The following is a 26097-nucleotide window of genomic DNA, read 5'->3' as shown; positions in this document are numbered from 1 at the left end:
GGAGAAGTGTCATGGAAATCAGAAACTCAACGATCTTCATCACTGGTGCCAATCGTGGCCTGGGCCTCGCCTTCGCCCGCGAGGCGGTCCGCCGCGGAGCGAAGAAGGTCTACGCCGGCATGCGCAATACCGGCGGCTTCGACGAACCAGGCGTTGAACCAATCCGCATCGACGTCACCGATCCCGTGACGATCGCCGCCGCGGCCGAAACGGCCGCGGACACGACGATACTGATCAACAACGCGGGTATTGCGGCCCTGATCGATAATCCCCTCGCTATGGACTTCGAGACGCAGTCGAAGTCCCTATTCGACACCAACTACTACGGTCTGGCGCGGGTCACGCAGGCGTTCGAACCCGTTCTGTCAAAGCAGCCAAAAGCGGCGATCATCAACGTCCTTTCGGACATCGTCTGGCTGCCGCGACCCTACCTGACGCCGTATGCCGCGTCCAAGGCGGCGGCCTGGAGCTATACCAACCAGGTGCGGTTCCACCTCGCTGATCGTGGCATCCAGGTACTTGGACTCCATGTCGGTTTCCTCGATACCGATCTGACGAACGGCATCGACGTGCCGAAGACCAGTCCCGCCGATGTCGCGATCCAGACCTACGACGCGCTTGCTAAAGGCAAAAGCGAGATCATGGCGGACGAGGGCACGATTCTGCTAAAGAGCACGCTTGCAGACGATGTGCCCGGCTACATCACGCCCCCGGCCGGATTATTCTAAGCCACCAAGCTTGGCGAATGCTTGGCGTCTTCGGCAACTTGCTGAAGACGCCGCTCTAGTGGAGTTGAAAGGAAAGACAATGTTGTCGACAAACCAACCTTTGGGAATAGACCAGTGCAACTGCAATGCCATGCGGAGAGCGAGCCGACAGATCACACGACTGTACGACGCTCACCTGGAGCCGGCCGGCCTACGTATTACGCAGTTTCTCATCCTCGCCGCGCTCGCAGAGGCAGAGAGCGCGACGGTCAACATGCTGGCCGAGCGGCTCGACGTCGAACGCACGGCGATGGGCAAGATGGTCGGAACGCTGGAGAGGGACGGCTTCGTGACAATGAATCCATCGCCCTCCGACGGCCGCTATCGGGTTATTGAGTTAACGCGTGAAGGTCATGCTTTGCACGACAAGGCATCGCCTCTTTGGAAGGCAGCACAGCAAGAGTTCGCGAACCTCAACGGCACGACCCGCGTCGCCACACTCAGGAAGGAACTCGATGCCCTCGCCGTGGAAGACGGATTTGAGCATCCGGATCTTTGATGACTCAGGCTGCGCGGTGCTATTGTAGCCGCGCCTACCATGCCCAGCGGGATGAATTTCGTTTGCTCTTGATGAGAATCGCACCCGTCGAAACGTTGATTATTTGTTTCTAAGAGACCTGTGCATGGGTATTTGTAGACGTCTGTGATTGCTGATGATTCAATGCCTCTGTCGAGAGATAGAGATTTGGTAATGAGTCGTCGCCGAATAGGACAGGAAGCATTCGGATTTGCCGTTGATCGATGTGCATTATCTTCCCTCCACGATCTCGTCCGGCTGATCGATTGGGACCCGGTCGATGAAGCGCTCAGCGTTGTCTCGTGCGCCGGCAAGGGAGAGCCCGCCTGCCAGCCATCGGCTCTGTTCAAGGCGATGCTTTTGTCGATCTGGTATGATCGTTCGGACGTGAAGCTTGCCCGAGGCACTGGATGATCGAGCCTCTTTCCGACGGTTCTGCGGTTTTTCCCGATCCGAGCCGACGCCGGAGCGGACAGCGTTCGTCCGGTTTCGAAAGGCCCTTATCGCCTATGGCCTGGACAAGACCTTGTTCGATGAGGTCACGCGCCAGCTCAAGGCCAAGGCGATCGAGGTGAAAACCGGTACACTTGTCGATGCGACGATCATCGCGTCTATCAGCGAGGCCGCGACAAATGCCCTACATTTGCGCTTTGATGACGAGGGCCACTGGGTCAAGCATAAGGGTCGCCGAGCAGTTCATGGCTTCTAGGCCCTTGTCGGTGCCGACGCCGATATGGCTCTTGTCGAGGAGATCGCCGTCACGCCAGCCACACGACAATTGCCTTGCATTTGCGCTGACATCAACGACGGTAAGGCTGGTCCTGATGCGCTGCCGGAGAACCCCGGCGACGTTTATGCCGATAGCGCATCGCGGTGACCATTTCGGCAAAGCGGTCATCGCCAAAGGCAGTATCCCGCGGGTTGTCGCCACCGGTATGTGGGGGCGCGACGAAGCCGAAATACGGTCACGCCTTGAGGCCTGGAACCAACCGATCCACCGCATTCGTGGCCGCATCGAGAAGATCTTCGGCACCTGGAGGCGAAGCTATGGTCTGCGCCGAATGCGCTAGCGAGGCCTGGCGAAGGCAGGTGTTCAAATCCGCCTGACCGCCATCGCCTATAATATGAAACGCAGTTTGAAGATCGTTGCAGCAGTTGGGTAGGTGACAAACGTCACGCCCTGCCAACGGTCGCCGGTCCAAGTCGGGCGTGCCGATGAGCCTGGGAGGCTTTCTATTACAAGAAAATGCAGCAAATTCAACCGGAAAGCATACCTGCGCACAGGTCTCTCAAGCAAATTTCTCGGAGCTATCGGTTCGGGCCGATTTCATAATCAGAGCCATTTGTCGAAAGAATCCAGCCTGACTACCGGTCAAGGACGGGCAGCCGAACCGTTTGCGGACTCTCTACCGCCATTTGAGAATCCAAGACCTAAATTCACTGCACACTCTTGCTGGGATTGGTCTGGAGAGTGTCTTCAGCAAGCACAAGGCTTGCTGGCGGCGATCTGTCCTCATCACCAGCAATGACGGCGGACAGATATTCGAGAGCGTTCGAAATTCCGTTCATCGTGTAAGGCTTCTCGATAGCGCCAATCGCGCCCGCGAAGTCCGGCGGCAGCTTCTTGATATTGCCGCTGACGAAGACGTACGGGATACTCCTTTCAGCCAGCGCTCGCCCAAAATCGATTCCCCTCGGACCATCCTGCAACTGGATGTCCACAAATGCAAACTCCGGTGGAGACGTTTCCAAAAGTTCCAGTGCTTGAACGCCACTTGCCGCCTGCCCGACAACCGTATGACCGGCAGCCTCGATCTCCCATTGGAGCTCCATCGCAAGCAACATTTCGTCTTCAACGATCATGACTTTCAAAGCAGTATTTCCTTCTAGCTTTCAACCCGTAAAGTGAGGTCCACGGTTGTGTGCCGCCCCTCGCGCTTTCGATCTATCATGGCACCAACTTGCTGCGCCGATCTGTCAAGAATCAGCCGGCCCAATTCTGAGCTCACCTCATCGGGAGACACGGGTTCTGATATGTCCTCCACCCTGATAAGAAGGCGGTCGTTGAAGCGCTTGACGACAACATGAATGTCGCCTCCGCTGTCCCTGATCCCACGGCGGAGGGCGTCGCCGACCAGCTCGTTCACGATAAGTGCAAGCGGCGACGCCTTTGCCGCCGGAACATAAGCCGTCGAAATATCGAGTGTCAGTCGTATATCATCACGCTTGATAGCTCCGAGCAGGTCCAAAACGAGTTCATACACGAAATCACCCAAATCAAAGCGAGTGACGTCGTTGGTTGTAAAAAGCTTACGCTGGACAATGCTTATTGCTTCGATTCGGTTGAGCACGGCCATCAGGGCATTTTGCTGGCCATGGTCCCTCGTCAACCTCAATTGCATCTTGACGATCGAAGCCATGGTCAGAAGATTGTTTCTGACACGGTGATCGACTTCGTGAATCAACACGGTCTTTGCCGCAAGTGCGGCGCGCAAATCGTTGGTGCGATCTCTGACCTCTTCTTCGGCTTGATGACGGGGTGATGCCAGATCCGCTTCCCTGCTTTTGATGTTCGTGAAGTCGAGTTGCGAAGCGAAGAAATAAATAATCCGACCTTGGCGGTCCCAAACGGGGCTGATGAACAATGCATTCCAGAACGCGCTGCCATCCTTCTTATAGTTCAAAATGTCGACGGAGACACCGCGCCCGCCGGCAAGTGCATCGCGGACGGCAGCGACAGTCTCCCGACTCGTCCCTGGACCTTGCAAAATTCGACAATTGCGCCCGATCAACTCGTCGTTCGAATATCCCGTTAACCGTTCGAAGGCTCCGTTGCAAAAGATGATCGGATTGTCAGGTTGATTGGGGTCAGTAATAATCATCGGCATACGCGTTGCCTTGAATGCCGCGGCGAAAGGGTCTTCGCTCGAATGAGCCGCTACAAGCCGTTCACCAGCTTGCCTTGCCTCTTGCTGATCCTGATCTCGGTCCATAATACTCGATCCCTTGCCTAGAGGAGCGAAATTGGGGATAGCCGATTAATTTCAACAGTATTGCCCTTCCGATTGCGCGAACAAATCCTCTGATACGTCACCCCCATATATGACTAACGCTAAGATTAATCCTTAGCTTCTCTCTCAATCAAGTGTACATCCAGGTTTTGCTTTTTTTGAGGCGCCCCTGTATTGGCCTTTCGATCAGAATTATTCCGTCTCCACCCGAACACTACCGGGTCTACTCTCCGTTGAACTCCACAACCGAAATGACTAGAACGAATTATTGTTCCAAACAAACGATTTGAGGCCTCTCCCCTTAGCAGTCGGTCAAACGCAATCAGATGCCGGCAAAAGACCCGAGCAACCTTCCAAGAAATCCCTTAAAGCGGACATGTCCCTCGATAGCCGCCAGGGATATGCATTCGCCGTCGCCGCCGATCACCGGGCTATGATCCGTCTCATCATCACCCTCGACGAAGTCACCCGGCTCGTAACGATTATTGCCATCCGAAAACGATCCTTTCAGAACCTGCGTCACCTCGAGATGCGTATGCCCGTGCACCGGCATGTGCTTATTCGCTTTTACCTTCAGCAGGATCACCTTCGCTTCTGGCGCGTGAGGCACGCGAATACGGCTAAGCCTGACTCCCGGCCCTACGGGGCGCCAGGGACCAACTTCGCAACCAGCCAATGGGCTCGGAAGAATGATGCCATCGACGGAAGCCCGTGACCGACGCGGCGCGACATGGCTGGGATTCCCGTCTTGATCCAAACGCGCAAGCGTTTGTTCAAGAGCTCCAGGAGAAAGCGCCTGTGGTTCCGTCCGGATCAGCATCTCCCCGCCAACGGCCTCGAATGTCGCTACACGCCTCTGACAGAAAGGGCAGCCACTCAAATGAGCGGCAACGACGAGTGAAGGACCGGCCGGCAACGTGCCTGCAGCAAAACGCAGGAGAGTCTGATCGCTGGGATGATGCTTGCTCGTCATAATGTTTCTTCCAGCATATCCCTAAGTTTTCCAAGTGCACGCCTGATACGAGACTTCACAGTGCCAAGCGGCAAATCCAATTCCCTTGCAATTTCAGAGTGAGGACGATCACGGAAAAAGGACAATCTGATGATCTCTTCCTGTTCGGAACTCAGCGCTTGAAGCGCGGCGCGAACCTTTTCCTCGTCCGCCCTGATAAACAAAATCTCCTCAGGCGTGGGTTCAGCGGCCTGCATGACCTCAGTTTCGTCACCATACGACTGATTTGACGATTTTGATTTCCGCTGAAAATCAATCCGCAAGTTGCGGGCGATCGTGAAAATCCATGTCATCGCATTGGCACGCGCCGGATCGAAATAAGTCGCCTTGCGCCAGACCACAAGCATCGCCTCCTGGGCGATTTCTTCGGCAGTTTCAGCCGTCGAGCCCGAGCGCATCATGAAAGCCTTGATCCTGGGCGCTGCAAAATTAAAGAGCTCGGCAAAGGCCTGGCGATCCTGACGGATTGCTATCGCCAGAACAAGTTGATTGACCGCTTCGCGCGACAATGGATCGTGCTCGTGCAAAGTCGTCACCGCTCGTCTCCTTTCGAAGGAGATGATGCTGTTCTGTTTGCCACGGCTATCGATAGGCGGTGCTGAAACATACATGCGCTTTCTACGATGGGCAATGCCGCATGGATCCCATGATCCGATCCAGAAAAATCCACGTATCAGATTTGAAGAGCAGGAACAAAGGCTTCGGTTTGGGAAACGCCGTGCAGGAAGCGGGCGAGAAGAGAGATCATGATGCCGCGAAAAACAGTGAACCAACAAAAGCCTTTGCTGAAGGCCGGCCTCGCGGTGACCCCGGTCATCTTAACCCTTGTTCTCGGACAGTGGGCGACCTTGCCGAACATTGAGGGTTGGTATGCCGGCCTTGCCAAGGCCGCATTCAATCCACCGAATTGGATCTTTGGGCCGGTCTGGGCAAGCCTCTATGCACTTATGTCCTTTGCGGTCTGGCGCATATGGATACTTCCAGGTGATCAACCGCAAAAGTCGGCGGCGCTCATTTGCTTTTATCTGCAACTGGCGCTCAATGCCGCATGGTCATGGGCGTTCTTTGCGCTCCATAGCCCGCTACTTGGGCTTATCAACATCGTTCCGCAATGGATTTTAATCCTCCTCACAATCCTCAAGTTTCGCCTCCTCGACCGGATCGCTGCTTACAGCCTTGCGCCTGTCGCTGTTTGGGTTGCCTTCGCGATAGCGCTCAATTTCGAAATTTGGCAGCTAAATCGCTGAATGTGCAAGCTGTCGCCAACAACAACGCATACCTGATCCTCAGCCATGTGTAAGAGATCCGAGGAGGCGCGCCGTTACCGCTTGCCCACAACCGGCGGCAATGCCTGAGAGGATCGTACCCCAACATAGATCGGCCAAGGTCAGAACAGTCGACCAGTTCCTGAGTGTCGCCTGATTGGTCAAATCATAGCTAGCATAAGCCGTAAGGCCGAGCATCGCCCCGCACACTATAGCAGTCTGGATCGACTCCCCGATCAGCCCCGGGCGAACAGCGAGAACCGTAAGTCCAAACGCATAAATCAGGTAGAAGGCGATGGCAGGCGCGAGCCGGAAGTCAGCTGCAAGCATGTCTGCCATTACAGGCCGGTAAAGACGATCTGTCATGCTGTTCAACCAGATAAAATCGATAGCGACGAACACGACCAATGTGACAACATAGGCGACGACATAAGTTTTCACCACATTCTCCATAGCGGCCTTCCTTCGGTCGATCAGCGGATGCGTGTCCAATCGACGCCCCGGCAAATCAGGCCGGCAATAACACAACCCCTCGTGGACATGCGATCGCCATCCACTTTCACTGTAATCCGGTAGCTCAAATCACGTTGGGGATCGAAAGCCTCGCCGGAATAGAAGCCATGTTCATCGGGCTTGATCGTCATCACCAGCTTGTCACCAGCCCTTTCGCTTGGCGTTCCCGGCTTGATCCAGGTATTTGTTGCACAGATGTCCGATCCGCAGGGGGCAACTCTCACTTTGGCGTTGCCATCTGCCCGAGCCCATAGGCCCTCGATTCCGGCCGCTTGCGCATTAGTTGCGGACGCTGCGGCCAGGTAAACAATCGCTCCAATCATCGCTCTCATGCCTGGATCTCCTTTTAACCGCCGACCTTCATGCGTGCTCAAGTGTATAAAGTCCGACGTCGATGCTCCCCTCCTCAAAGCCGGCTTCGCAATAACAAAGGTAGTAGTGCCAAAGGCGCCGGAATCGCTCGTCAAAGCCTAGGGCCGCAATGGCAGGCCAGCGCGCATGAAAACGGGTGCGCCACTCAAGAAGCGTCCGTGCGTAGGATTGGCCAAAATGCTCTCTTGCCGCGAGCTTGAAGCCCGCCTTTGCAACAGCTTCCTCCAATGCGGGATCGGAGGGCAGAAAGCCACCGGGGAAAACATGCTTCTGGATGAAATCGGAGCCGCGCCGATAGGCATCAAAACGCTTTTCATCAATTGAGATCACCTGCAGCACAGCCTTGCCACCTGGTCTCAAACAACGTTTCAACGTTGCGAAGTATTCCAGCCAATAGGCTTCGCCGACTGCCTCGAACATTTCGATCGAAGCGATCCGATCGAACTGACCTTTAAGATCACGGTAATCTTCCAGGCGCAGGTCCACCAGCTCTGTCACGCCGGCATTCGCGGCCGCCTGCCTCGCCCAGGTAAGCTGTGAGGGTGACAAAGTGATACCGGTCACCTTGGCGTTGGCACGGGCCGCCATGAATACGGAAAGAGCACCCCAGCCGCAGCCGATTTCCAACACACTCTGGCTAGGATCGAGGGCAAGATTTTTGAGAACTTGCTCAAGTTTTTTTTGCTGGGCGGCTTCGAGAGTGAATGTTGAATCGTCAAAAATTCCCGACGAATACAGCATCGTGGGGTCGAGCCATTGGCTGTAGAAATCGTTGCCGAGGTCGTAATGTGCCTCGATATTGCGACGGCTGCCATGCTTCGTATTGGCGTTGAGAAGATGTTTTGCCCTATTGAAGAACCGCATCGTGGTGCTGCCTTCGATAGCCGGCGCTAATGCTTCGATGTTTTTGGCCGCGAAGCGGATGACTGCGGTCAAATCGGGAGTCGTCCAGTCCTCATTGATGTAGCTCTCCGCAAAGCCGATATCTCCCGCAAGCATCAGGCGAGGCAACAGGCGCCAACGCCGCATGTTGATGATAGCCTCCGGCCCTGGTTCAGCGCCGTACTTTTCAACGATCTGCCCTGATGGCAACGAAATCCTCACGTGGCCGTAGCGAACGTCGCGCAACAAGCTCATAAGAAGGCGGCCGACAAGACCAAACCTCTCAGTCCTATGGGACGCACGCATCGAAGCGCCGGAGAATTCGTCAAAATGGCTCATGAACTTCAACCTTGGAATTGCGTGTTTTCCCGTCAGCGGGAGATGGACTAACAAACGAAACAGGACTTTCGGGAGGAAGGGGGCGTATGCGCAAACCGATACCTTTCAGCCAGATCTTGAACGCTTCCCAATGAATGCCTCCGACAACACGAAGTGTGAGAAAAGGGATGGCAAAAAATGCCTTTAGCAATGCGCCGTCCGTAAGCTCGCTGCGACGGGCGACATGCCTGGCTGTGAGTATCGGCCCATCGCGATCGAAAGTCTCGATTCGGATGGAAAGAACGTTGGTTGGGGGCGACACGCGGAACTCATACCGCAAATCCATGTCCATAAAGGGCGAGACGTAGAAGGCCTTGTCGCATCGCTGAATAATTTGCGATCCGTCGTTCGCCTCCACCGGGATCATATACCCATGGCGCTCACCGAACGTATTGTCCACTTCCCAGAGGATGGCTTTGAGCGACGCATCCTTCGAGTAACAGAAGAACACACTGAGCGGATTGAAAGCCCAACCGAACAGTCGCGGCATCGTCAGCAACCGCACCGGACCGCCATCCGGCTCAACCCCAACGCGACGCATACTCCTCTCGACCTGCTTCTTCAGATCGTCCCCTGACCGATCGCCCCTATCCTTGCTATAGAAAGAAAAAATGTTGAAACAATCTATGGAAAGAAGGCGGAGACGCCGATCGATCTGGTCAAGCTCATCAAGATCGAGCAGCAGAGAATAGATCCTGTAGATCAGCTTGTGCTGCTTCGGCCTTACACGAGCATGCGTGACCAGGCCGGAAAAGAGTGCAGATTGAAGGTCCGCGCTCATGCGGTAACCTCCACGTCCAACGACAGCTCGGCGAAGCGATCAATCGGCTTGCGCACGATCCGGGAACTTTCCTGCGGCACCTGCCAGGGTCGCCGCAAGCCGCCAAGATCCTCGGCAACCGCAAGGCCCGCCTGAATGCCGTCCTCGTGAAAACCCGCGCCGAAATGCGCGCCGCAGAACCAGGTATTGCGGACACCTTGAAGCGACCAGATTTCCTTCTGTGCGCGATCGGTCAGGAGATCGAAAACGGGATGTTGATATGTCTCACGGCAGATGACCGTTTCCTCCTTCGGCGCCCGTCGCGGATTAAGCGTGACGAAGGTCGGCGGTGCCGCTCCTAACGGCTGCAGCTTGTTCATCCAATAGGTAATGGAGGGCTGAATTGGCCCATCTCGCGTATCGGCCACATAGTTCCAACTCGACCAGGCGGCCCGCCGTTTTGGCATCAACGCCACATCGCCATGCAGGACCGCCTCGTTCCGCGAATAGCGGAAAGCACCCAAAATACGTCTTTCCTCGGTGCTTGCGTCCACAAGCATTCGAAGCGCCTGGTCAGCATGGGTGGCTATCACCACATCGTCGAAGAGTTGATGGCCGCCGGTGCCGTCCTCAAGCTCTACGCGCTGTGATCCGCGCCTTATCGACTTTACTGGCGTCGACAACCGGATGCGGTCGAAAAAGCTGTTGGTCATGCGGGCAACATATTCGCGGCTACCACCCCTTACAGTGCGCCATACAGGGCGGCCCCATAGATTGAGCAAGCCATGATTGTTACAGAAGCGGACAAAACTTGCCGCTGGATAAGCGCCGATCTCCATAGCCGGGGTCGACCAGGTCGCAGCCGCCATCGGGTAGAGATGGTCGTCGCGGAAGGCGCAGCCGTAGCCGTTGCGGCAGAGATACTCATCAAGCGAAATGCCGTCCATGTCGGGCAAGTCCCGCGGAGCATTACGGTAGAAGCGCACCAGATCGCGCATCATCGACCAGAAACGCGGGCTGACGATATTCGATTTCTGCGCGAAGAGACCAAGCCCGGTGCCGCCGGAATATTCATAGGCACCGTCGTCGATCGAAACGGCAAAGGACATGTTGGAGGCAGCCGTCGGCACGCTGAGCGCGCGGAACAAAGCCGTCAGATTGGGATATGTAACCTCGTTGTAGACGATGAAGCCGGTATCAACAGAGACAGGCCCTGAGGTGCTTTGGAAGTTAACCGTGTTACTGTGGCCACCGACGCGATCGCTGGCCTCGAAGACGGTCACATCGTGCCGCTTCGAGAGGAGCCAAGCAGCCGAAAGTCCCGAAATACCGCTGCCTATGACCGCAATGCTCAGGCGGCGGCCGCCTTTTCGATCGTAGTGACCCATAAAACCCTCGTCTCCCGCAATAAGCTCTTGGCTTTCAAGACAGATACGGAGGGCGGCGGCTGCTGGTTTCGCACAAAGAGAGATTTTTTCGAGTAGCACGAAACCGGTTCAACCGACCGTCCGTAAATAATGCATAGAGACACAAGAGCGCATCAATGCGAGCGAACGGATGGATTGGTTTCTTTTAGCTCTCGTGGTTGTCGGCATATCGCTGGCGATGGCCGGCGCCTGGATCGTGCAGCGGACAACCGGCATGAGTGGGTGGATCGACACCATTTGGTCTGCGGCTGTGGGCTTGGGCGGCATCTTCACTGCTTGCTGCGCAGACGGTCCGTTCTCGCGCCGGATGATGGTGATACTCATCGTGGCAGCCTGGGCGCTGCGGCTCGCCTGGCATATTGGAGTTCGCACCAAAGGCGGCGGAGAAGATCCGCGCTATGCCAAACTGATGAAGGACTGGGGCGCCAGTGCCGGCTCACGGCTCTTTATCTTTCTGCAGGTTCAGGCGCTTGCGGCTTTCGTCCTCGTATTCGCAATCTATCTCGCGGCGATGAATGACAAGGCCTATCCGGCAGTAACGGATTGGCTTGCCGTGTTACTTGCCGCCACGGCTCTCGCCGGCGAGACAATTTCGGACGCACAGCTCGCCCGATTTCGTCGAAGGCCGGAAGCCAGGAGTGAGGTGTGCGAGACGGGGTTGTGGCGTTATTCCCGCCATCCCAACTATTTTTTCGAGTGGCTGTTCTGGTGTTGCCTTCCACTATTCGCCGTCACAAGCTCGCCTACGAGTTTTCTATCGCTGCTCGCACCGGCGTTGATGTATTGGCTGTTGGTGCATGTATCCGGAATTCCCCCGTTGGAAGAGCATATGCTGCGCTCGCGCGGCGATAAATTTAGCGCTCTACGGCAGCGCGTGAACGCCTTCTTTCCAGGCCCCCGCAAAACCGAATTCGTTTCCCAAGGAGAATAGTCTATGAATATGCTGGCATTTGCGATCAACGCCGCAGAGCGCACACCGCTTACGGACAGCATGACGCTGGCTGGAATAGATTTTCTCTGTGCACGCACGAAACACCGCCTATCGACGACTTCGCAAGACACGGAAAATTTGTTTGTCGCGGCAATGGGAAATTTTCCGGTGGCGACGCATACCGATGAGGCCAACCGACAGCATTATGAAATACCGGCCGAGTTCTTCAGCCTCACCCTGGGACCTCAGCGAAAATACTCCTGCTGCCTTTATCCGAACCCCCATACAACGCTGGCGGAAGCCGAGATCTATGCACTTGCCGAAACTGTAGAGCATACAGAAATCAAGGATGGAAACAGTATCCTGGAACTGGGTTGCGGTTGGGGTTCACTGTCCCTCTATCTTGCACAGCAATTTCCCAATTCGCGAATTACATCGGTGTCAAACTCCGCCTCGCAGCGCGAATACATTCTCGCCATGGCGCAAAAGCACGGCCTTGGCAACCTTGCCGTCATCACCGCAGATATGAACGACTTTACGACCAATGAGCGCTTCGATCGCGTGATCTCGGTCGAGATGTTCGAGCATATGTCCAACTGGCGCACCTTGCTGGAGCGTGTCCGCGCATGGCTCAATCCGCATGGCAAGCTTTTCCTCCATGTCTTTACCCACAAGGACCGCTCCTACCGCTTCGATCACCAAAATCCGGCCGACTGGATCGCGCGTCATTTCTTCACCGGCGGCATCATGCCGGCACATGATCTGCCGCATCGCTTTGCCGACCTGTTTTCAGTCGAATTGGAATGGCGCTGGTCCGGGACGCATTATCGCCGGACGGCGCTCGACTGGCTCGCCAACTTCGATCGCGAGATCGATCGAATCCAGCCGATCCTCGCTAAAGTCTATGGTCGGGACCACGCGCTCTGGCAGCGCCGCTGGCGGCTCTTTTTCCTGGCCACCGCTGGCCTATTCGGCCATGACAACGGTCATGTCTGGGGGGTAGGCCACTATCTTTTGAGGCCAAAGGGATGAGGCAGCCGGAGCTGGATCCAAGGACTGGGGCAACGGTTACCATTGCCTGGCTCATCATAGGCAATAAACCGTTCTACCCATTTTATGTCTGGTGGCTGGTTGGCGATGGCGTCGGAACTTCAGCCATAACGCTTGCGGCGGTCCCCTTATTTATGGCGATCCCTTTGATGGCCAGAAGATCTCCGTTCAATGCCCGGTTGGCGTTGCCAATGATCGGCACGGTCGACACAGTATGCGAATCCGTCCTTTTCGGAAGAGCGTCTGCTACGCTCCTATTCCTTGCACCCTGCATGGCGCTGACACTGGTCTCGTTCCAATCCGATGAGAAATGGTGGCAGCGGGGTGTCGCCTGCTTCATCTTCATCTGTTTCGCGATATGCTGGTGGAGGCTTGAAGAGCCCGTCTTTCCGTGGACTAGCAATCAAATCGCTACCCTGTTGAGTATCAATGTTTTCGCAGTCGCCAGTCTGATGACGTTTATCGGCATACGTTATGCCGGGACATCGCCCGAAAGCACGTCTTTCTAAACGAGCTGGGCTTAGGCGTAGCGATATAGAATTCTTCAACAATCGCAATATTCGAAGCTCTTGAAGGGATGCGAACTTTCAGTGCAACAGAAAAAGCGAGTTCGACGCGCGTTTGAAACTGCGAACTTTTGACGGGCTTGGTTTGCAAACAGCGTCATGACCAGATGGGCGGCGATCCGATAAAGGCCTTGAGCCTGTCCGTGAACACTCGAACCTTCGCCGATGGCTCATGGAGCGCGCGCAGGAGGTGGATGCCCGGAGGCTTGCCGTTCCATGCCTCGTCGTCCAGCGGAATGCGGATCAGTTCGCCTGCCTTGATTGACGGTCCTGACACCCAGGCCGGAAGCAGGGCGATCCCCATTCCAGCGATCGCCGCACTGTTCAATGCCTCGAAGTCGTCCGAGCGGAAGGCGACGCGGTCGCACACCTTATCGCTGGCCGGGCTGCCCAGGAGATCCGACCAGCCCAGCAGATCATTGCCGTGAAACTTGTCGAGCAGTCTGTGCCTTTTCAGGTCGTCTGATGACTGTGGCATCCCCATGCGCTCGAGATAGACCGGGCTTGCGGCCAAGACCCGCGTCAGAGGCGCGATCTTTGTGGCGATCAGCGAGCTATCTTGAAGCTCCCCCATGCGGATGACCAGATCGAGTCTTTCGGCCACGGGATCCGCGAGGCGCTCCGTCAGATCGAGTTCCACCCCGAGAGCTGGATATTCGGACATCAACGGACCCAGGATCGGAATGACGTATCGTTTGCCGAACGTCGGGAAACAGGCAATCCGCAGGGTGCCACCGACAGCACCGTCGAACGCGGCAACTTCGGCATGGGTGTCGGCCAGGTCATCGAGCAGACGCTGGGCACGGTCATAGAGATGCCGGCCCGCATCGGTCATGGAAAGGGCCCGGGTGGAACGAACCAGCAGTCGAACGCCAAGATCCTGCTCGAGCGCATCGATCTGGCGAACGATCGCCGAAGGGGTTACCGCGCGCCGACGGGACGCAGCTGAAAAGCTCCCGGAGCGGACAACCTCGACGTAGACGGCCAGATGTTCGGCAAAACGTGGATCTCTCATCTTTGCCTACAGCGCAAAACGGTTTCGAGCATTGAGATCGTTATCATCAAAGAACATCCGGAGCACATTCCTTCTCGTCAACAGGGCGCTTGTCTAGCCCGTCACTCAACAGAAGGAAGTACAACGTGGTCAAGGTTCTCGAAACAATTCTCTCGCGGTCGGCATATTCGGCCGACATCGATGTCCCCTTCGAAAAGGTCGACATCGCAGATTGGCTCTTCACGCTGCCGGAAGCCGAATATCTGCGCTGCTGCGCGCCGGATCATATCGCAGCCGGTATCACGTGGACGGATGATGGGCGTCGCATGTCGATCAACGTCGAACAGATCGGCTCCGGACTGGTCGTCCAGCACTATGTCGCCGAGGTTGCCGAGGCTGCCTATTGCCGCATGAACTCCATCTCGGATGTGTTCACGGCGAACGGCCGCACGCAGGTCAACGTGGTCTGGGAACTGATCGCCGAGAAGATCGACGAAGACCGGACGCGCTACACCAATCGTGTGACGGCGCATCCGACGGATGCTTTCATGACCTTTTTGGAAGAGCACGGCGTCACTTACGAGGACGCAGCCGCCGCCCGGCAGGCGGCCGGTGGCGATCACAATCGACGCGAGACGCCGCTCTTTGCCGCAAGTATCGCACGGCGTGCTCTCGCCAGGTAAGGATGGACCAATGAAAGTGATCATCTTCGACGACTTTGGTGGGCCGGATGTGCTCCGGCTCGCAGAGGTTCCTTATCCTGAGCTCCGGCCGAGCGACATCCTCGTGAAGGTCATGGCGTCTGGCGTCAATCGGGCTGACCTCCTTCAGCGCGAAGGTCATTATGGCTCGCGCGCCTTTGGAGACAGTCCTATCCTCGGCCTCGAGGTCGCCGGGGAGGTCATCGCTGTCGGCGAGGCCGTCTCGGAGTTTTCCGTCGGCGACCGTGTCATGTCGATCGTCGGCGGTGGAGCCTATGCGGAAGTCGCCAGAGCAGACAGTGGCCTGTCTGTCCACATACCAGCCGGTATGTCCTATGTAGAAGCGGCGGCGGTCATGGAAAGCTTCGTTACCGCCTACGAAGCTCTGTGCCATCTCGGCCAGATACGGCCAGAAGAAAGCGTGCTGGTCCATGCCGCCGCCGGTGGGATCGGATCCGCTGTGGTCCAGCTTGCGGTGGCGATGGGAGCCAGAGTGTTCGCAACTGCCTCCGCAAACAATATCGATAAGGTTCGTTCCCTTGGTGCCGAGGCTGTGTGGGATTACCGCCGGCAGGATTTCGAGGCGGAGATCATCGATGCGACTGGATCCTGCGGCGCCGATCTAATCATCGACTTCGTTGGCGGAAGCTATTTGGCACGCAATATCCGCAGCCTTGCTGAAGGCGGGCGTTTGGTGCAGGTCGGGCTGCTGGGACGGGACGACAACGCTATCATTCCGCTCGATATGGTGCTCTACAAGCACCTGAAGGTGATCGGGACTGTTATGAAGTCCCGCGCCATCGAGGAAAAGCGCGCCATGGTTCGGCATTTTGCGGACAACGCGCTTCCGATGTTCGGTGATGGACGGCTTCGGCCACTCGTCGGCGAAGTCTTTCCACTTGATAGAGCCGCAGATGCCCATCGCCGTATGGAGGCGGGTGGTGGGTTTGGGAAGATGGTTCTTGAGGCAGGATGAACAAGGAAAGGGGTGAGCTCTTGATGGGAATCGAACACACGACCCCTCCAACCAGATCACCAGCCACGAAACCCACGAGATTACCTTCGCGGTTACGATTGCCTGCGGCCAAAATGAAATTCCAATTGAGGACGCACTGCCGTCGGGTTATTGCAGCCGCGACACGACGGCAAAGAGATCTAACCCGTCATGCCCTGTCATTGGTGGAGCGACAACTGGAGACCCGCCAGCGCCTGATCGACCGCCGCCATCACATCTGCCGGCAGCGGTCCCTTGGCCAGGGCTCCGGCGTTTTCCTCGACTTGAGCAACCGTGCGGAAGCCGGGAATTGGCAGCGTGCGCGGCGAACGCGCCCACAACCAGGCAAGCGCACCCTGTGTGAGCGTGCGGCCGCCCTCGGTCAGCAGATTGCGGACCGCTTCCAGGCGCGCGGCGAATTCGGGAGCAATCCTGCCGTCCTTGAAGTAGACCATCCAGTCGAGGCTCGCACCACGCACATCTTTTTCTCCGACTCCCTTGTCAGGCGTGAACTTACCGCTGAGCAGCCCCATGGCGAGCGGACCGCGATTGATGGAAATCAGACCATTACGCTCGATGACATCGATCATCGCCGGGACCGGCTCGAAGACGTTCATCGTATGCTGAACCGAAACGAACCCTGAGCGATGCACGTGACGTGCGGCGCGGTCCGGATGATCCGTACTCCAGCCGAAAGCATCGATCTTGCCTTCGGCCTTGAGCGCTTCAAGTGTCTCAAATACCTCGTCAGAAGCTTCGAGCGGAAAATCGTTAAGATGGAACTGCAGCAGATCCAGACGATCACGGCGCAGGCGACGCAATGACGTCTCAGCGGACTGCCGGATAAAGGCAGGATCGGAAAAGGCGCCCGTGGCTTGCTTGGTCTTCTCGTCCGTCGCGAAGCCGAATTTGGTGGCGATGGTGATATCGTCCCGATTGCCGATCGCCCTGCCGACCACCTCTTCGGAATGACCAGCCCCGTAATTCGAGGCGGTGTCGAAGAAGCGAATGCCGAGATCCACCGCCCGGTCGATGGCACGGACCGATTCATCATCATCGACGTCACCCCAGCCGAGCGGCACATCGCCAGCATAAAACGGTCCGCCGATCGCCCAACATCCCATGCCCAGGCGTGGAATTTCCCGGCCATTCCAGAGCGTCATTGTGGTCGTGCCATCGGGTTTGGTCAGCATGTCGTCCTCCACGATCATCTATCGTTGCAGGCAGAAATAGGGAGAGATGCCAGGGCGATAAACAACCAAATCTGCAGGGTATTTTTCATCGATGAAAAACGGCTGGCGGCTGCGCAATACAAATCCGGGAAGCTCTACATGGTATAGAACGCACTCTGGCGTAAATAGCACTGCCGTCCTCGCTGCCATTGTCTTCATCGCGCTTCGACAACGCCAGCCTCCGGTCAGCGCTAACAGAAGACATGCGCGGCGTCGGGATCGAACTCCAGATACACGTTGTCGCCGCGGCTAAGACCCGAGATGGCTTCGTGGCCGAAGGGCAGGCGCACGGACAAGGTTTCGCCGGCGGCGATCCGTGTCGTCACATGCACGTTGTTGCCGAGGAAAGTGATATCGTTCACGGTCGCGCTGAGGCCCTTGCTCACACCTGCCTCGCGGCCGAGCCGGATGCGTTCCGGCCGCAACATCAACGCCGCTTTGCTCCCCGACGCCGGCCGGCCGTGAACCGGGATGCTGTCGAAGATGATCTTGTCGCCGAGTGAGATCGTCGCCTGGCCATTGTCCGATGAAAGCAGATGACAGGAAATGAAGTCGCTGTCGCCGATGAACTCGGCGACAAAACGAGTGCGTGGATTGGCGTAGAGTTCCGGGCCGGTTCCTATCTGATCGATGATGCCTTTGGAGAAGACGGCGATGCGATCGGACAACCGCAGGGCCTCTTCTTGGTCGTGGGTCACATAGAGGATCGTTACCTCGGTTTGCTCGTGGATCCTTTTGATCTCGTGCTGGATTTCTTCGCGCAATTTCTTGTCGAGAGCCGACAACGGCTCGTCCATCAAAAGCACCGGCGGGTCATAAGCGAGTGCCCTCGCAAGAGCGACGCGCTGCTGCTGGCCGCCGGACATTTGCGCGGGCTTGCGATCCTCGAAGCCTTCCAGCCGGACAAGGCGGAGCATTTCCCTGACACGGCTGTCAACCTCCGCTTTGGGCTTGCGGCGCACCTTCAACGGAAAGGCGATATTCTCTCCGACGGTCAAATGCGGAAATAGCGTATAGCGCTGGAACACCATGCCGATATTGCGCTTGTGCGATGGTGTCGACAGCAGCGTCTCGCCGTTCAGCAGGATATCGCCCTTGGTGGGGTTCTCGAAACCGGCTAGGATATAAAGCGTCGTGCTCTTGCCGGAGCCGGAGGGGCCGAGAAAGGTCAGGAACTCGCCGCGCTTGACCTCGAGATTGACGTCGTGGACCGCGACGACGGGACCGTATTCCTTGCGGATGCCTTTGATCTTCAGGAAGGATTCGCTCATTTTCTTAGAACCTTGCGCACGATCGCGGCCAGCGTCATCAACATGACCGTCAGAAGGATGAGAAGTGTGGAGGCAGCAGCGACGACCGGCGTCAGGTCCTGCCGGAGCGTCGCCCAGACTTTGACGGGCAGCGTCTGCAACGTCGGGCTCGCCATGAAGATCGCAACGACCACCTCATCCCAGGACGTCAGGAACGAGAAGACGGCAGCCGAGAACAATCCGTGGCTGATGGCGGGCAGCGTGACCCTGATCTTCGCCTCGAGCGGAGATGCGCCGCAAAGCACGGCGGCATCCTCGATCGACTTATCAAAGCCTTCGAGCGCCCCAGCGATCGACAGGATGGAAAAGGGTAGCGCCAGGACCAGATGGGACAACACGAAGCCGACTAAGGTGCCGCCCAGCCCAATTCGCAGGAAGAAGGCGTAGAGAGCGACGGCGAACACGACGACTGGGAGTATCATCGGCGTCAGGAACAGTGCCTTCAGCGCATCGCGAAACATGAACTTCCCGCGCACCAGGCCGAAGGAGGTCACAAGACCGAGCAGCACCGAAAGCACCGTGACGATCGAAGCGATCTTGAAGCTCGTCCAGGCGGAAGCCAGCCATTGCGGATCGGAAAGCAGTTCCGCGTACCAGCGCCAGGTCCAGCTCGGCGGCGGAAAGATCAGCCATTGCGATGAGCCGAACGACAAGGCGGCGATGAACAGGATCGGCAGAAGAAGAAAGGCCGCGGTCAGGACGGTGATGGCAAGCAGCACATATTTCCACCAGCCGAGACGATCGAAATTCAGCAACATCTCAGCGTCCCCCCGTGCTTTGAACGCCGAAGAGCCGCAGCTGGACGGCATAGAGCGTCAGGGTGACGACCAGCAGGACGAAGGCGGCCGCGCCGCCCATGCCCCAATTGACGAGCGATTGCACGAACTGGGCGATGAGTTCGGCGAGCATCATGTTCGCGGTGCCGCCAAGCAGCGACGGCGTGACGTAGTAGCCGAGCGACATGACGAACACCATCAGGGCTCCTGCCATCATGCCGGGAGCGGCAAGCGGTATCAGAATGCGAGTGAGGCACTGCAGACGGCTGGCACCGCACAGCGCCGCCGCCTGCAGCACGGCCGGATCGATCTTCTTGATGACGCCGTAGAGCGGCAAGATGATGAAGGGCAGCATGATATAAGTCATGCCGATCGTCACACCGGTCAGGTTATTGACGAGGGCAAGCGGCTTGTCGATCAGGCCCATGCCGATCAGCATCTTGTTGATCAATCCCGTACGCTGCAAAAGCACCATCCAGGCATAGGTGCGCGCGAGCAGGTTCGTCCACATCGACAGCAGCAGGATCGCAAAGACGACCGAGGACCAGCGCGACGGCATGATCGCCAGCGTCCATGCCACGGGAAAGCCGATCAGCAGCGATAGGACGGTGACGACGCCCGACACGATGAACGTGTTGGCGAAGATCTTTAGATAGGTTTCTGAGCCCAGCAATTCGGCGTAATTGCCGAAGCCGAAAGCCGGCTCCATCACGCTGCGCAGAAGCAACGCGATGACCGGAAAGACGAAAAAGATCGCGACGAAGGCGAGGGCCGGCGCGACCTGCGCGAATCCGGTCGACCCTGCCGTCTTGCGCGCCGGTGCGGCCGCGTCCGCGACGTCTACGTATGTCGACATGGCAATCCTTTCCCACCATGGGCGCTGTTGAGCAGCGATCGCTACGCACAGGCCTGGACCTCGCATTGCCCCACCGCGGAGATTTGTCCGCGGTGGTCTGGTCATCTCCGCCGCTTACTGAGCCTGCCAGGCGTACCACTTCTTGCCGATCGCATCCCTGTTCGCGGCCCAGTAATTCATGTCGGCATTGACCTGACTGGCGGTCTGCTGGTCCGGCAAGGTCTTGGCTATTTCAGGGTCCATCAGTTTCGCCGAGCCGAGGTTGGTCGGCGCATATCCGGTGGCCTTCGCCAGATCGGCCTGCGACTGTGCCGAGGTCGCGAGCGCGATGAATTTCATCGCCGTTTCGAGGTTCGGCGCACCCTTGGGGATGACAAGGGCATCCGCTGCCGTGATGTTCTGGCTCCAGGAGGTCTCCGTCTTGACGCCGCTGTTGGCAAGCGCGGTCATGCGGCCATTCCAGAGACTGCCGAAAGGCGCTTCGGCCGAGGCCAGCAGCTGCTGCGATTGCGCGCCGCTCGACCACCAGACAATATCGGATTTGATCGTATCGAGCTTCTTGAAGGCGCGATCGAGATCGAGCGGATAGAGCTTGTCGGCGGGAACGCCATCGGCCAAGAGCGCCGCTTCGATGACGCCGGGCGCGGACCATTTGTAGAAGGTGCGCTTGCCGGGGAATTTCTTCGTGTCGAAGAGATCAGCCCAGGTCTTCGGGCAGACGCTGACCGCATCGGCGTTGCAGCCGATAACAAAGGAATAATAGAAGCTACCGACGGAATAGTCGCTGACGAAGCGCGGATCGAGCTTGGACTTGTCGATGACGGAAAAGTCGAGCTTTTCGAGCAGACCCGCCTTGCCGGCCTGCGCGGCATAATCACCCTCGACGTCGACGACGTCCCAGCTCACCTGGCCGGCTTCGACCATTGCTTTCAACTTGCCGTAATCCGTTGGGCCGTCCTGCATGACGCCGATACCGGTCTTTGCCGTGAACTGGTTGGCCCAGGCGACCTTCTGCGCATCCTGCGTCGTTCCTCCCCAGCTCGTGAAGACCATGGTGTCGGCCTTGGCGGGCATGGATGCGGCCATCATGGCGGCAAAGGCCGCGAGTGCAATTCCTGCTTTCATGTTCCCTTGTCCTTGTTTTCGGTTTTTAGAGGCATGCCTTACGCACCCGCCGATCATCCCAATGGGGAGAAACCGGCGGGCTTCATGATCTTGTTTTCCGCTTGTTCGATCAGGTCGCGGATCTTCGGCAGGAAGGCCTGCCATTTGGGGTCGGCGGCCAGCCGCCCGCGCCGGGCCTCGCGATCGTCGAGGCTTGCATAGGCCCAGATGTGCACGATCTCGTTGATGACACCGATTTCCGAGTAGAAGTAGCCGACCAGATCGCCGAGATGGGCCTTTTGGATGGCAATCCCTTCCTCTTCCACCACCTTCAGATATTGCGGGGTCGTGCCGTTCTTCAGCCGGTAGGTGCGGATCTCGTAAAACATCGGTCTCATCTCATGACGAAGGGATCGGGAATTGGATCGTCCGATGTGCGCAGCCAGATCGTCTTGGTGCGCGTATAATCGAGCGCCGCCGCAAGCCCGCCTTCCCTGCCATGGCCGGAAAGGCCGAAGCCGCCGAAGGGCGCGATAGGCGATACCGCGCGATAGGTATTGACCCAGACGACGCCGGCGCGGATGCCCTTCATCAGGCGATGGGCGCGTGTGAGATTCTGGGTGAAGACACCGGATGCCAGGCCATAGCGGGTATCGTTTGCAAGCCTCAAGGCTTCTGCCTCGCTCTCGAACGAGACAACCGACAGAACCGGCCCGAAGAATTCCTCGGCCAATGACGGCGAGTTGACGCCATCGCAATCGAGGATCGTCGGCGGGAAGTAATAACCCACGCCGTCTGGCTTTTGGCCACCGGTGATCAGCCGAGCGCCGCTCGCAATGGATTTCTCGAGGAGAGCGGCCACATGGTCCTGCTGGCGCTTCGTAGCTAGCGGGCCGACCTCGGTCGCCATGTCGAGCGGTGAACCGATGCGGATCGCCTCGGCCTTGCGCTTGAGGATCGACAGAAAGGCATCCTTGACGCTGGCCTCGACGATCAGCCGCGAGCCGGCAACGCAGCTTTGACCAGTTGCCGCGAAAATGCCGGCGACTTGCGCATTCGCGGCGCTCTCGAGATCGGCATCGGCAAAGACGATGAAGGGTGATTTGCCGCCCAGTTCCAAGGAGGTCGAAGCAAGGTTCTCGGCCGAATTGCGGACGACATGGCGTGCCGTCTCCGGTCCGCCGGTAAAGGCGATATGCGCGACCTTGGGGTGCCGCCCGAGTACCGCGCCGCAAGAAGGGCCGAAACCGGTGATGATGTTGACGACGCCGGCCGGAAAGCCGGCTTCATGAACCAGGCGCGCGAATTCCAGTAACGGCGCCGGACCATCTTCGGACGCCTTGACGACCATGGTGCAGCCGGCGGCGAGTGCCGGTCCGATCTTCACCGCCGAGAGAAAAAGCTGACTATTCCAGGGCACGACCATGGCTACGACGCCGACTGGCTCGCGGCGCAGCCAGACATCCATGTCCGGTTTGTCGATCGGCAGGTAGGAGCCCTCGATCTTGTCGGCGATGCCGGCATAGTAGCGATAATAGTCGGCGACATAGGCGATCTGCGCCGAGGTCTCGCGGATGATCTTGCCGGTGTCGAGCGTCTCCAGTTCGGCAAGTTTCCGCGCATTGGCCGCGACGAGATCTGCGAGCCTGTAGAGAAGCTTGCCACGCTGCGTCGCCGTCAACTTTGCCCAGGGGCCTTCGTAAAGCGCCTTTTCGGCGGCATCGACGGCGCGGTCGACATCAGCCTCCCGCGCTTCCGGCATTTCTGCCCAGACGTCGCCAGTCGCGGGATCGATGCTCTGGAAGCGGGCTTCCCCATCCAGAAATTCGCCGCCGATGTAATACTGGAAGCGCTGCATGGTGTTCACTCCGCAAATGCCGGCATGACCTCGGCGATGAAGCGTTCGAGCGATGCCTTCTTGCGCTCGAACGACATGCCGGTGTCGATCCAGAAGGAATATTCGTCGTAGCCCATCGCCTGATAGGCCTTCAGTCGGGCAATCACGGTTTGGGCATCGCCGACGACGTTATTGCTGCGCATGACCGCATCCGACAGCATGGGATTGGCGCGAATGTCTTCTTCCGGGATGCGCTCGATCAGGCCCTGATGGATCGGCTTCTCGTTCTTGAACCAGGCGAAGAAGTAGTTGTAATAGACGCTGAGCTCATGGGCGGCCTGCGCGATGTCATCCTCGGACGAGCCGACATAGGTATGACGCAGGAGCATGATCTTCGGTCGCTCGATGTCCGGGTTCTTGGCGCAGGCGTCATTGAACCGCCCCATCAGCGCCTCGACTTCATCGTCACCTTGCCAGAGCGGCGTCACCTGGACATTACAGCCATTAGCGACGGCGAATTCATGCGAATTCGGGTCGCGCGCGGCAACCCAGATCGGCGGATTGGGCTGCTGCAGCGGCTTTGGCGCGGAGGTGGTCGGCGGGAATTTGAAGAACTCGCCCTCATGGGCGTAATCCCCCTGCCAGATGCCTTTGACAGCCGGGATCAGCTCGCGCATGCGCTGACCAGCGCCCCAGGCGTCGAGACCCGGCAACAATCGCTCATATTCAAAGGAATAGGCGCCGCGGGCAATGCCGATATCGAGCCTGCCGTCGCAGATGATGTCGGCCATGGCGGCCTCGCCGGCAAGCTTGATCGGATGCCAGAAGGGCGCGATTACCGTTCCGGTGCCAAGCCTTACCCGCGATGTGCGCCGCGCCAGATCAGCGATGGTCACAAAGGGATTGGGCGCGATGGTGAAATCCATCCCATGATGCTCGCCCGTCCAGATCGCGTGCATGCCGCCCTTGTCGGCGATCTCGCACAGCGCGACGAACTCCTCATAGAGGCTCTTATGCGTCTGGTTCGCGTCGAGGCGCTCCATGTGAACGAAGAGAGAGAATTTCATGCCCGCACCGCCTTTCCGGAAACCGGTCGCACCATGCCGGAGGTCTCGTCGCCAAAATAGACCCCGAAATTGCCGATCTGGCTTTCCAGCGCGAAGCGGGAGACGATATCGGCCGTGGAGCTGGTCTTGAAATGCGCGGTCTTGAGCGCATCCGGCTTGAGGAACCGGCCCTCGCGCGGCTCACCTTGTGAAGCAAAGGCCCGATAGACGATGTGATGCTTGCCATCGCTCCTGCCTTCATAGACGGAATAGAGAAAGCCGACGGTCACGGTAAGGCCGGTCAGCGTCCGTAAATACTGACCGAGAATATCGGCGGGGCTGCCCTCCCTGCCCTCGCAATTGGGAAGAGCCAGAACATCGTCCCCGAGCAGCAGGATCTCGCCGTCGCGCTCGAGAACGGCACCCAGCTCGATATTGCCCTCCGCCGCAGCGGAGACCGCCTTGCTCGCCAGGATCGGGGTGAAATAGCCGCCACGGGCATAGCCCAGCCCATTGCGGCCGCTATTGTCGAACGAGACGATACGTCCCATCAGGACAACGTGATCGCCTGCTTCGATCACTTCGCTCATGGCACATTCGAACCAGGCGGCGACATCGGCGAGGATCGGACAACCATCTGCCCCGGAAGTCCACTCGACGGCGGCAAACCGGTCTTCAACGGGTCGAGCGAAGGTGTTTGAGACGGCCTTCTGCGTCTCCGAGAGCACATTGATGGCAAAGTGCTTCGCGCTCGTCATGGCCGCGAAATTGCGCGAGGTCTTGGCGAGGCAAACAAGAAGAAGCGGCGGTTCAAGCGATACCGACGTGAAGGAATTCGCCGTAAAGCCGATCGGCAGACCAGCCTGATCGCGCGCGGTCACGACCGTCACGCCCGTCGGAAACGCGCCGAAGGCGTCGCGCAGCGCCCGTGGATCGAAATCTTGTGCCGTCATCTTGCGTCCTCCCCGCATGAAAGCCACTCGGCAAGCAGCTCATTGACGATAACTGGCGCGGTCAGGTTCACCATATGGCGGTGCCCTTCGACGATCCGTGCCCAGCCTTTGGGTGCCGCCGTCGCCATCTCCTCCGCCATCCGTGGCGTCGAGTTCGGATCGTCGGATCCCGTCAGGAACAAGGCCGGTGCCCCGACATCGGGCCAGCGATCGGCATAGGTCTCATCGCCACCGGCGAAAGCCGCATAGGCCGTGGCATAGGCTTTCGGATCGACAAGGCTCAACCAGTTCCGCGTGAGTTCCCGCGCGACTTCACTTCGAGCATCATCGCCGAACCAACGCTGCAGCGGGCCCTCCTTGTCGACACCTGAAATCGGTATCGCGGCTGCGCGTGCCAGCACGGCCGCCTTGGCCTCGGGATCGCGCCGATAGACGCCATTGAGATAGGCGACCCTCTTGATCCGCTCACCGAAGGTGGCGGCAGCCCCTCCGGCAACGAGCGCGCCCATCGAATGGCCGGCGACATTGACCTCACTGAACGCCATCTCATCGAGAAAGCCGCCGAACCAGGCGACAAAGACCTCCAGCTTGCTGCCCGGAGGCAAACCAACGCTTTCCCCATGACCCGGCATATCGACGGCGATGACGCGATGGCTTCTGGAAAAAGCCTCGATCTGTGGCATCCAGGCTTCAAGCCGCATGCCGACACCATGGATCAGCACCAGCGGCTCGCCTTTGCCGACTTCATGATAGGCTGTGCCGCGCGCCGTGTGCTTGCGAGGCAAGCCTCCCACATTCAGAAGATCGGCCTTGTTCTGATCCATCGTTTCCATCGCCGGCATC

Annotated in this window: 29 protein-coding genes; 9 read left to right on the top strand and 20 right to left on the bottom strand. The window is 58.1% G+C overall.

Features of this window, described 5'->3' with window-relative positions; translation table 11 throughout:
• The first annotated feature begins 11 nt into the window (after positions 1-11).
• From FBZ97_RS28835 to FBZ97_RS34880, 4 genes are all read left to right on the top strand, one after another.
• Positions 12-728, top strand: a complete 717-nt coding sequence (locus FBZ97_RS28835; RefSeq protein WP_145323509.1) for an SDR family oxidoreductase — start codon at positions 12-14, stop codon at positions 726-728.
• Positions 729-807: 79 nt separating this feature from the next.
• A complete protein-coding gene (locus FBZ97_RS28830) occupies positions 808-1266 on the top strand; it encodes a MarR family winged helix-turn-helix transcriptional regulator (RefSeq protein ID WP_145323511.1) in 459 nt (152 codons plus the stop codon).
• Positions 1267-1678: 412 nt separating this feature from the next.
• Positions 1679-1993: a transposase gene (locus FBZ97_RS34885; RefSeq protein ID WP_246661889.1), complete on the top strand. Its 315-nt coding sequence runs from the start codon at positions 1679-1681 to the stop codon at positions 1991-1993.
• 145 nt (positions 1994-2138) lie between these two features.
• Positions 2139-2354, top strand: coding sequence for a hypothetical protein (locus FBZ97_RS34880; RefSeq protein ID WP_246661888.1), 216 nt, complete (start codon positions 2139-2141; stop codon positions 2352-2354).
• Between the two features lie 367 nt (positions 2355-2721).
• Here FBZ97_RS34880 and FBZ97_RS28820 read toward each other — a convergent pair whose 3' ends face one another.
• The 4 genes from FBZ97_RS28820 to FBZ97_RS28805 all read right to left on the bottom strand — a co-directional run bounded on the left by FBZ97_RS28820 (position 2722) and on the right by FBZ97_RS28805 (position 5843).
• Entirely contained in the window at positions 2722-3156 is a 435-nt protein-coding gene (locus FBZ97_RS28820) for a response regulator (protein ID WP_113396209.1), read from the bottom strand.
• A 14-nt stretch (positions 3157-3170) separates the two neighbouring features.
• A complete protein-coding gene (locus FBZ97_RS28815; RefSeq protein WP_145323512.1) occupies positions 3171-4277 on the bottom strand; it encodes a PAS domain-containing protein in 1107 nt (368 codons plus the stop codon).
• Positions 4278-4617: 340 nt separating this feature from the next.
• On the bottom strand, positions 4618-5268 hold the full coding sequence (locus FBZ97_RS28810) for a ChrR family anti-sigma-E factor (protein ID WP_145323514.1): 651 nt from the start codon (positions 5266-5268) through the stop codon (positions 4618-4620).
• Positions 5265-5843 (bottom strand): sigma-70 family RNA polymerase sigma factor, encoded by a 579-nt coding sequence (locus tag FBZ97_RS28805; protein WP_246661887.1) that lies wholly within the window; start codon positions 5841-5843, stop codon positions 5265-5267. The genes FBZ97_RS28810 and FBZ97_RS28805 overlap by 4 nt, the downstream gene beginning before the upstream one ends.
• A 210-nt stretch (positions 5844-6053) precedes the next feature.
• Here FBZ97_RS28805 and FBZ97_RS28800 point away from each other — a divergent pair, with 210 nt between their 5' ends.
• Positions 6054-6554, top strand: a complete 501-nt coding sequence (locus tag FBZ97_RS28800; protein ID WP_233788750.1) for a TspO/MBR family protein — start codon at positions 6054-6056, stop codon at positions 6552-6554.
• Positions 6555-6593: 39 nt separating this feature from the next.
• Here FBZ97_RS28800 and FBZ97_RS28795 read toward each other — a convergent pair whose 3' ends face one another.
• The 5 genes from FBZ97_RS28795 to FBZ97_RS28775 are packed head-to-tail and all read right to left on the bottom strand — an operon-like array spanning position 6594 to position 10865.
• Positions 6594-7013, bottom strand: a complete 420-nt coding sequence (locus tag FBZ97_RS28795) for a DUF2177 family protein (protein WP_173004656.1) — start codon at positions 7011-7013, stop codon at positions 6594-6596.
• Positions 7014-7045: 32 nt separating this feature from the next.
• On the bottom strand, positions 7046-7417 hold the full coding sequence (locus tag FBZ97_RS28790) for a DUF2147 domain-containing protein (RefSeq protein WP_145323517.1): 372 nt from the start codon (positions 7415-7417) through the stop codon (positions 7046-7048).
• Between the two features lie 28 nt (positions 7418-7445).
• Positions 7446-8678 (bottom strand): cyclopropane-fatty-acyl-phospholipid synthase family protein, encoded by a 1233-nt coding sequence (locus FBZ97_RS28785; RefSeq protein WP_145323519.1) that lies wholly within the window; start codon positions 8676-8678, stop codon positions 7446-7448.
• Positions 8665-9498 carry a DUF1365 family protein gene (locus FBZ97_RS28780; protein ID WP_145323521.1) on the bottom strand — a complete coding sequence of 278 codons (834 nt, stop codon included), beginning with the start codon at positions 9496-9498 and terminating at the stop codon, positions 8665-8667. The genes FBZ97_RS28785 and FBZ97_RS28780 overlap by 14 nt, the downstream gene beginning before the upstream one ends.
• Positions 9495-10865 carry an NAD(P)/FAD-dependent oxidoreductase gene (locus FBZ97_RS28775; protein WP_145323523.1) on the bottom strand — a complete coding sequence of 457 codons (1371 nt, stop codon included), beginning with the start codon at positions 10863-10865 and terminating at the stop codon, positions 9495-9497. The genes FBZ97_RS28780 and FBZ97_RS28775 overlap by 4 nt, the downstream gene beginning before the upstream one ends.
• 169 nt (positions 10866-11034) lie before the next feature.
• Between FBZ97_RS28775 and FBZ97_RS28770 the strand changes: the two genes are divergently transcribed.
• Together FBZ97_RS28770 and FBZ97_RS28765 are read left to right on the top strand one after the other, a co-directional pair.
• Positions 11035-11835, top strand: coding sequence for a DUF1295 domain-containing protein (locus FBZ97_RS28770; protein ID WP_145323525.1), 801 nt, complete (start codon positions 11035-11037; stop codon positions 11833-11835).
• Between the two features lie 3 nt (positions 11836-11838).
• Positions 11839-12867: a cyclopropane-fatty-acyl-phospholipid synthase family protein gene (locus tag FBZ97_RS28765; RefSeq protein WP_145323527.1), complete on the top strand. Its 1029-nt coding sequence runs from the start codon at positions 11839-11841 to the stop codon at positions 12865-12867.
• A 681-nt stretch (positions 12868-13548) separates the two neighbouring features.
• Here the strand turns inward: FBZ97_RS28765 and FBZ97_RS28755 are convergent.
• Positions 13549-14466, bottom strand: a complete 918-nt coding sequence (locus FBZ97_RS28755) for a LysR family transcriptional regulator (protein ID WP_145323531.1) — start codon at positions 14464-14466, stop codon at positions 13549-13551.
• A 125-nt stretch (positions 14467-14591) separates the two neighbouring features.
• Here FBZ97_RS28755 and FBZ97_RS28750 point away from each other — a divergent pair, with 125 nt between their 5' ends.
• Positions 14592-15128: a hypothetical protein gene (locus tag FBZ97_RS28750; protein WP_145323533.1), complete on the top strand. Its 537-nt coding sequence runs from the start codon at positions 14592-14594 to the stop codon at positions 15126-15128.
• 10 nt (positions 15129-15138) lie between these two features.
• Entirely contained in the window at positions 15139-16122 is a 984-nt protein-coding gene (locus tag FBZ97_RS28745; protein WP_145323535.1) for an NAD(P)H-quinone oxidoreductase, read from the top strand.
• Between the two features lie 197 nt (positions 16123-16319).
• Here the strand turns inward: FBZ97_RS28745 and FBZ97_RS28740 are convergent, their stop codons facing one another.
• From FBZ97_RS28740 to FBZ97_RS28695, 10 genes are all read right to left on the bottom strand, one after another.
• Complete coding sequence (locus FBZ97_RS28740; protein ID WP_145323537.1) at positions 16320-17333, bottom strand: aldo/keto reductase; 1014 nt, start codon at positions 17331-17333, stop codon at positions 16320-16322.
• Positions 17334-17563: 230 nt separating this feature from the next.
• Complete coding sequence (locus tag FBZ97_RS28735; RefSeq protein ID WP_145323539.1) at positions 17564-18643, bottom strand: ABC transporter ATP-binding protein; 1080 nt, start codon at positions 18641-18643, stop codon at positions 17564-17566.
• Entirely contained in the window at positions 18640-19440 is an 801-nt protein-coding gene (locus FBZ97_RS28730) for an ABC transporter permease (protein WP_145323541.1), read from the bottom strand. Before FBZ97_RS28730 ends, FBZ97_RS28735 begins: the two co-directional genes overlap by 4 nt.
• 1 nt (position 19441) lies before the next feature.
• The gene (locus tag FBZ97_RS28725; RefSeq protein ID WP_113420113.1) at positions 19442-20314 is read right to left on the bottom strand and encodes an ABC transporter permease; all 873 of its coding nucleotides are present in this window, start codon (positions 20312-20314) and stop codon (positions 19442-19444) included.
• A 114-nt stretch (positions 20315-20428) separates the two neighbouring features.
• Entirely contained in the window at positions 20429-21439 is a 1011-nt protein-coding gene (locus FBZ97_RS28720; protein ID WP_145323543.1) for an ABC transporter substrate-binding protein, read from the bottom strand.
• A gap of 53 nt (positions 21440-21492) precedes the next feature.
• On the bottom strand, positions 21493-21807 hold the full coding sequence (locus FBZ97_RS28715) for an NIPSNAP family protein (protein ID WP_113396227.1): 315 nt from the start codon (positions 21805-21807) through the stop codon (positions 21493-21495).
• Positions 21808-21812: 5 nt separating this feature from the next.
• Positions 21813-23276 (bottom strand): aldehyde dehydrogenase, encoded by a 1464-nt coding sequence (locus tag FBZ97_RS28710; RefSeq protein ID WP_145323545.1) that lies wholly within the window; start codon positions 23274-23276, stop codon positions 21813-21815.
• Between the two features lie 5 nt (positions 23277-23281).
• On the bottom strand, positions 23282-24322 hold the full coding sequence (locus FBZ97_RS28705; RefSeq protein WP_113396229.1) for an LLM class flavin-dependent oxidoreductase: 1041 nt from the start codon (positions 24320-24322) through the stop codon (positions 23282-23284).
• The gene (locus tag FBZ97_RS28700) at positions 24319-25254 is read right to left on the bottom strand and encodes a flavin reductase family protein (protein ID WP_113396230.1); all 936 of its coding nucleotides are present in this window, start codon (positions 25252-25254) and stop codon (positions 24319-24321) included. Before FBZ97_RS28700 ends, FBZ97_RS28705 begins: the two co-directional genes overlap by 4 nt.
• The gene (locus FBZ97_RS28695; RefSeq protein WP_186449564.1) at positions 25251-26087 is read right to left on the bottom strand and encodes an alpha/beta hydrolase; all 837 of its coding nucleotides are present in this window, start codon (positions 26085-26087) and stop codon (positions 25251-25253) included. The genes FBZ97_RS28700 and FBZ97_RS28695 overlap by 4 nt, the downstream gene beginning before the upstream one ends.
• Positions 26088-26097: the final 10 nt, after the last annotated feature.

Source organism: Rhizobium sp. ERR 942 (assembly GCF_007828395.1).
Lineage (GTDB): Bacteria > Pseudomonadota > Alphaproteobacteria > Rhizobiales > Rhizobiaceae > Rhizobium > Rhizobium dioscoreae.
This window is presented reverse-complemented; position numbering and strand designations above follow the sequence as displayed.

What these genes read in the sequence shown, in the direction of transcription:
- FBZ97_RS28695 (WP_186449564.1), bottom strand. Translation starts at nt 26,087, where the DNA reads ATGGAAACGATGGATCAGAACAAGGCCGATCTTCTGAATGTGGGAGGC.
- FBZ97_RS28835 (WP_145323509.1), top strand. Translation starts at nt 12, where the DNA reads ATGGAAATCAGAAACTCAACGATCTTCATCACTGGTGCCAATCGTGGC.
- FBZ97_RS28730 (WP_145323541.1), bottom strand. Translation starts at nt 19,440, where the DNA reads ATGTTGCTGAATTTCGATCGTCTCGGCTGGTGGAAATATGTGCTGCTT.
- FBZ97_RS28790 (WP_145323517.1), bottom strand. Translation starts at nt 7,417, where the DNA reads ATGAGAGCGATGATTGGAGCGATTGTTTACCTGGCCGCAGCGTCCGCA.
- FBZ97_RS28815 (WP_145323512.1), bottom strand. Translation starts at nt 4,277, where the DNA reads ATGGACCGAGATCAGGATCAGCAAGAGGCAAGGCAAGCTGGTGAACGG.
- FBZ97_RS28785 (WP_145323519.1), bottom strand. Translation starts at nt 8,678, where the DNA reads ATGAGCCATTTTGACGAATTCTCCGGCGCTTCGATGCGTGCGTCCCAT.
- FBZ97_RS28720 (WP_145323543.1), bottom strand. Translation starts at nt 21,439, where the DNA reads ATGAAAGCAGGAATTGCACTCGCGGCCTTTGCCGCCATGATGGCCGCA.
- FBZ97_RS28770 (WP_145323525.1), top strand. Translation starts at nt 11,035, where the DNA reads ATGGATTGGTTTCTTTTAGCTCTCGTGGTTGTCGGCATATCGCTGGCG.
- FBZ97_RS28745 (WP_145323535.1), top strand. Translation starts at nt 15,139, where the DNA reads ATGAAAGTGATCATCTTCGACGACTTTGGTGGGCCGGATGTGCTCCGG.
- FBZ97_RS28715 (WP_113396227.1), bottom strand. Translation starts at nt 21,807, where the DNA reads ATGTTTTACGAGATCCGCACCTACCGGCTGAAGAACGGCACGACCCCG.
- FBZ97_RS28780 (WP_145323521.1), bottom strand. Translation starts at nt 9,498, where the DNA reads ATGAGCGCGGACCTTCAATCTGCACTCTTTTCCGGCCTGGTCACGCAT.
- FBZ97_RS28810 (WP_145323514.1), bottom strand. Translation starts at nt 5,268, where the DNA reads ATGACGAGCAAGCATCATCCCAGCGATCAGACTCTCCTGCGTTTTGCT.
- FBZ97_RS28775 (WP_145323523.1), bottom strand. Translation starts at nt 10,865, where the DNA reads ATGGGTCACTACGATCGAAAAGGCGGCCGCCGCCTGAGCATTGCGGTC.
- FBZ97_RS28700 (WP_113396230.1), bottom strand. Translation starts at nt 25,254, where the DNA reads ATGACGGCACAAGATTTCGATCCACGGGCGCTGCGCGACGCCTTCGGC.
- FBZ97_RS28725 (WP_113420113.1), bottom strand. Translation starts at nt 20,314, where the DNA reads ATGTCGACATACGTAGACGTCGCGGACGCGGCCGCACCGGCGCGCAAG.
- FBZ97_RS28735 (WP_145323539.1), bottom strand. Translation starts at nt 18,643, where the DNA reads ATGAGCGAATCCTTCCTGAAGATCAAAGGCATCCGCAAGGAATACGGT.
- FBZ97_RS28710 (WP_145323545.1), bottom strand. Translation starts at nt 23,276, where the DNA reads ATGCAGCGCTTCCAGTATTACATCGGCGGCGAATTTCTGGATGGGGAA.
- FBZ97_RS28765 (WP_145323527.1), top strand. Translation starts at nt 11,839, where the DNA reads ATGAATATGCTGGCATTTGCGATCAACGCCGCAGAGCGCACACCGCTT.
- FBZ97_RS28705 (WP_113396229.1), bottom strand. Translation starts at nt 24,322, where the DNA reads ATGAAATTCTCTCTCTTCGTTCACATGGAGCGCCTCGACGCGAACCAG.
- FBZ97_RS28755 (WP_145323531.1), bottom strand. Translation starts at nt 14,466, where the DNA reads ATGAGAGATCCACGTTTTGCCGAACATCTGGCCGTCTACGTCGAGGTT.
- FBZ97_RS28830 (WP_145323511.1), top strand. Translation starts at nt 808, where the DNA reads ATGTTGTCGACAAACCAACCTTTGGGAATAGACCAGTGCAACTGCAAT.
- FBZ97_RS28800 (WP_233788750.1), top strand. Translation starts at nt 6,054, where the DNA reads ATGATGCCGCGAAAAACAGTGAACCAACAAAAGCCTTTGCTGAAGGCC.
- FBZ97_RS28740 (WP_145323537.1), bottom strand. Translation starts at nt 17,333, where the DNA reads ATGCTGACCAAACCCGATGGCACGACCACAATGACGCTCTGGAATGGC.
- FBZ97_RS34880 (WP_246661888.1), top strand. Translation starts at nt 2,139, where the DNA reads ATGCCGATAGCGCATCGCGGTGACCATTTCGGCAAAGCGGTCATCGCC.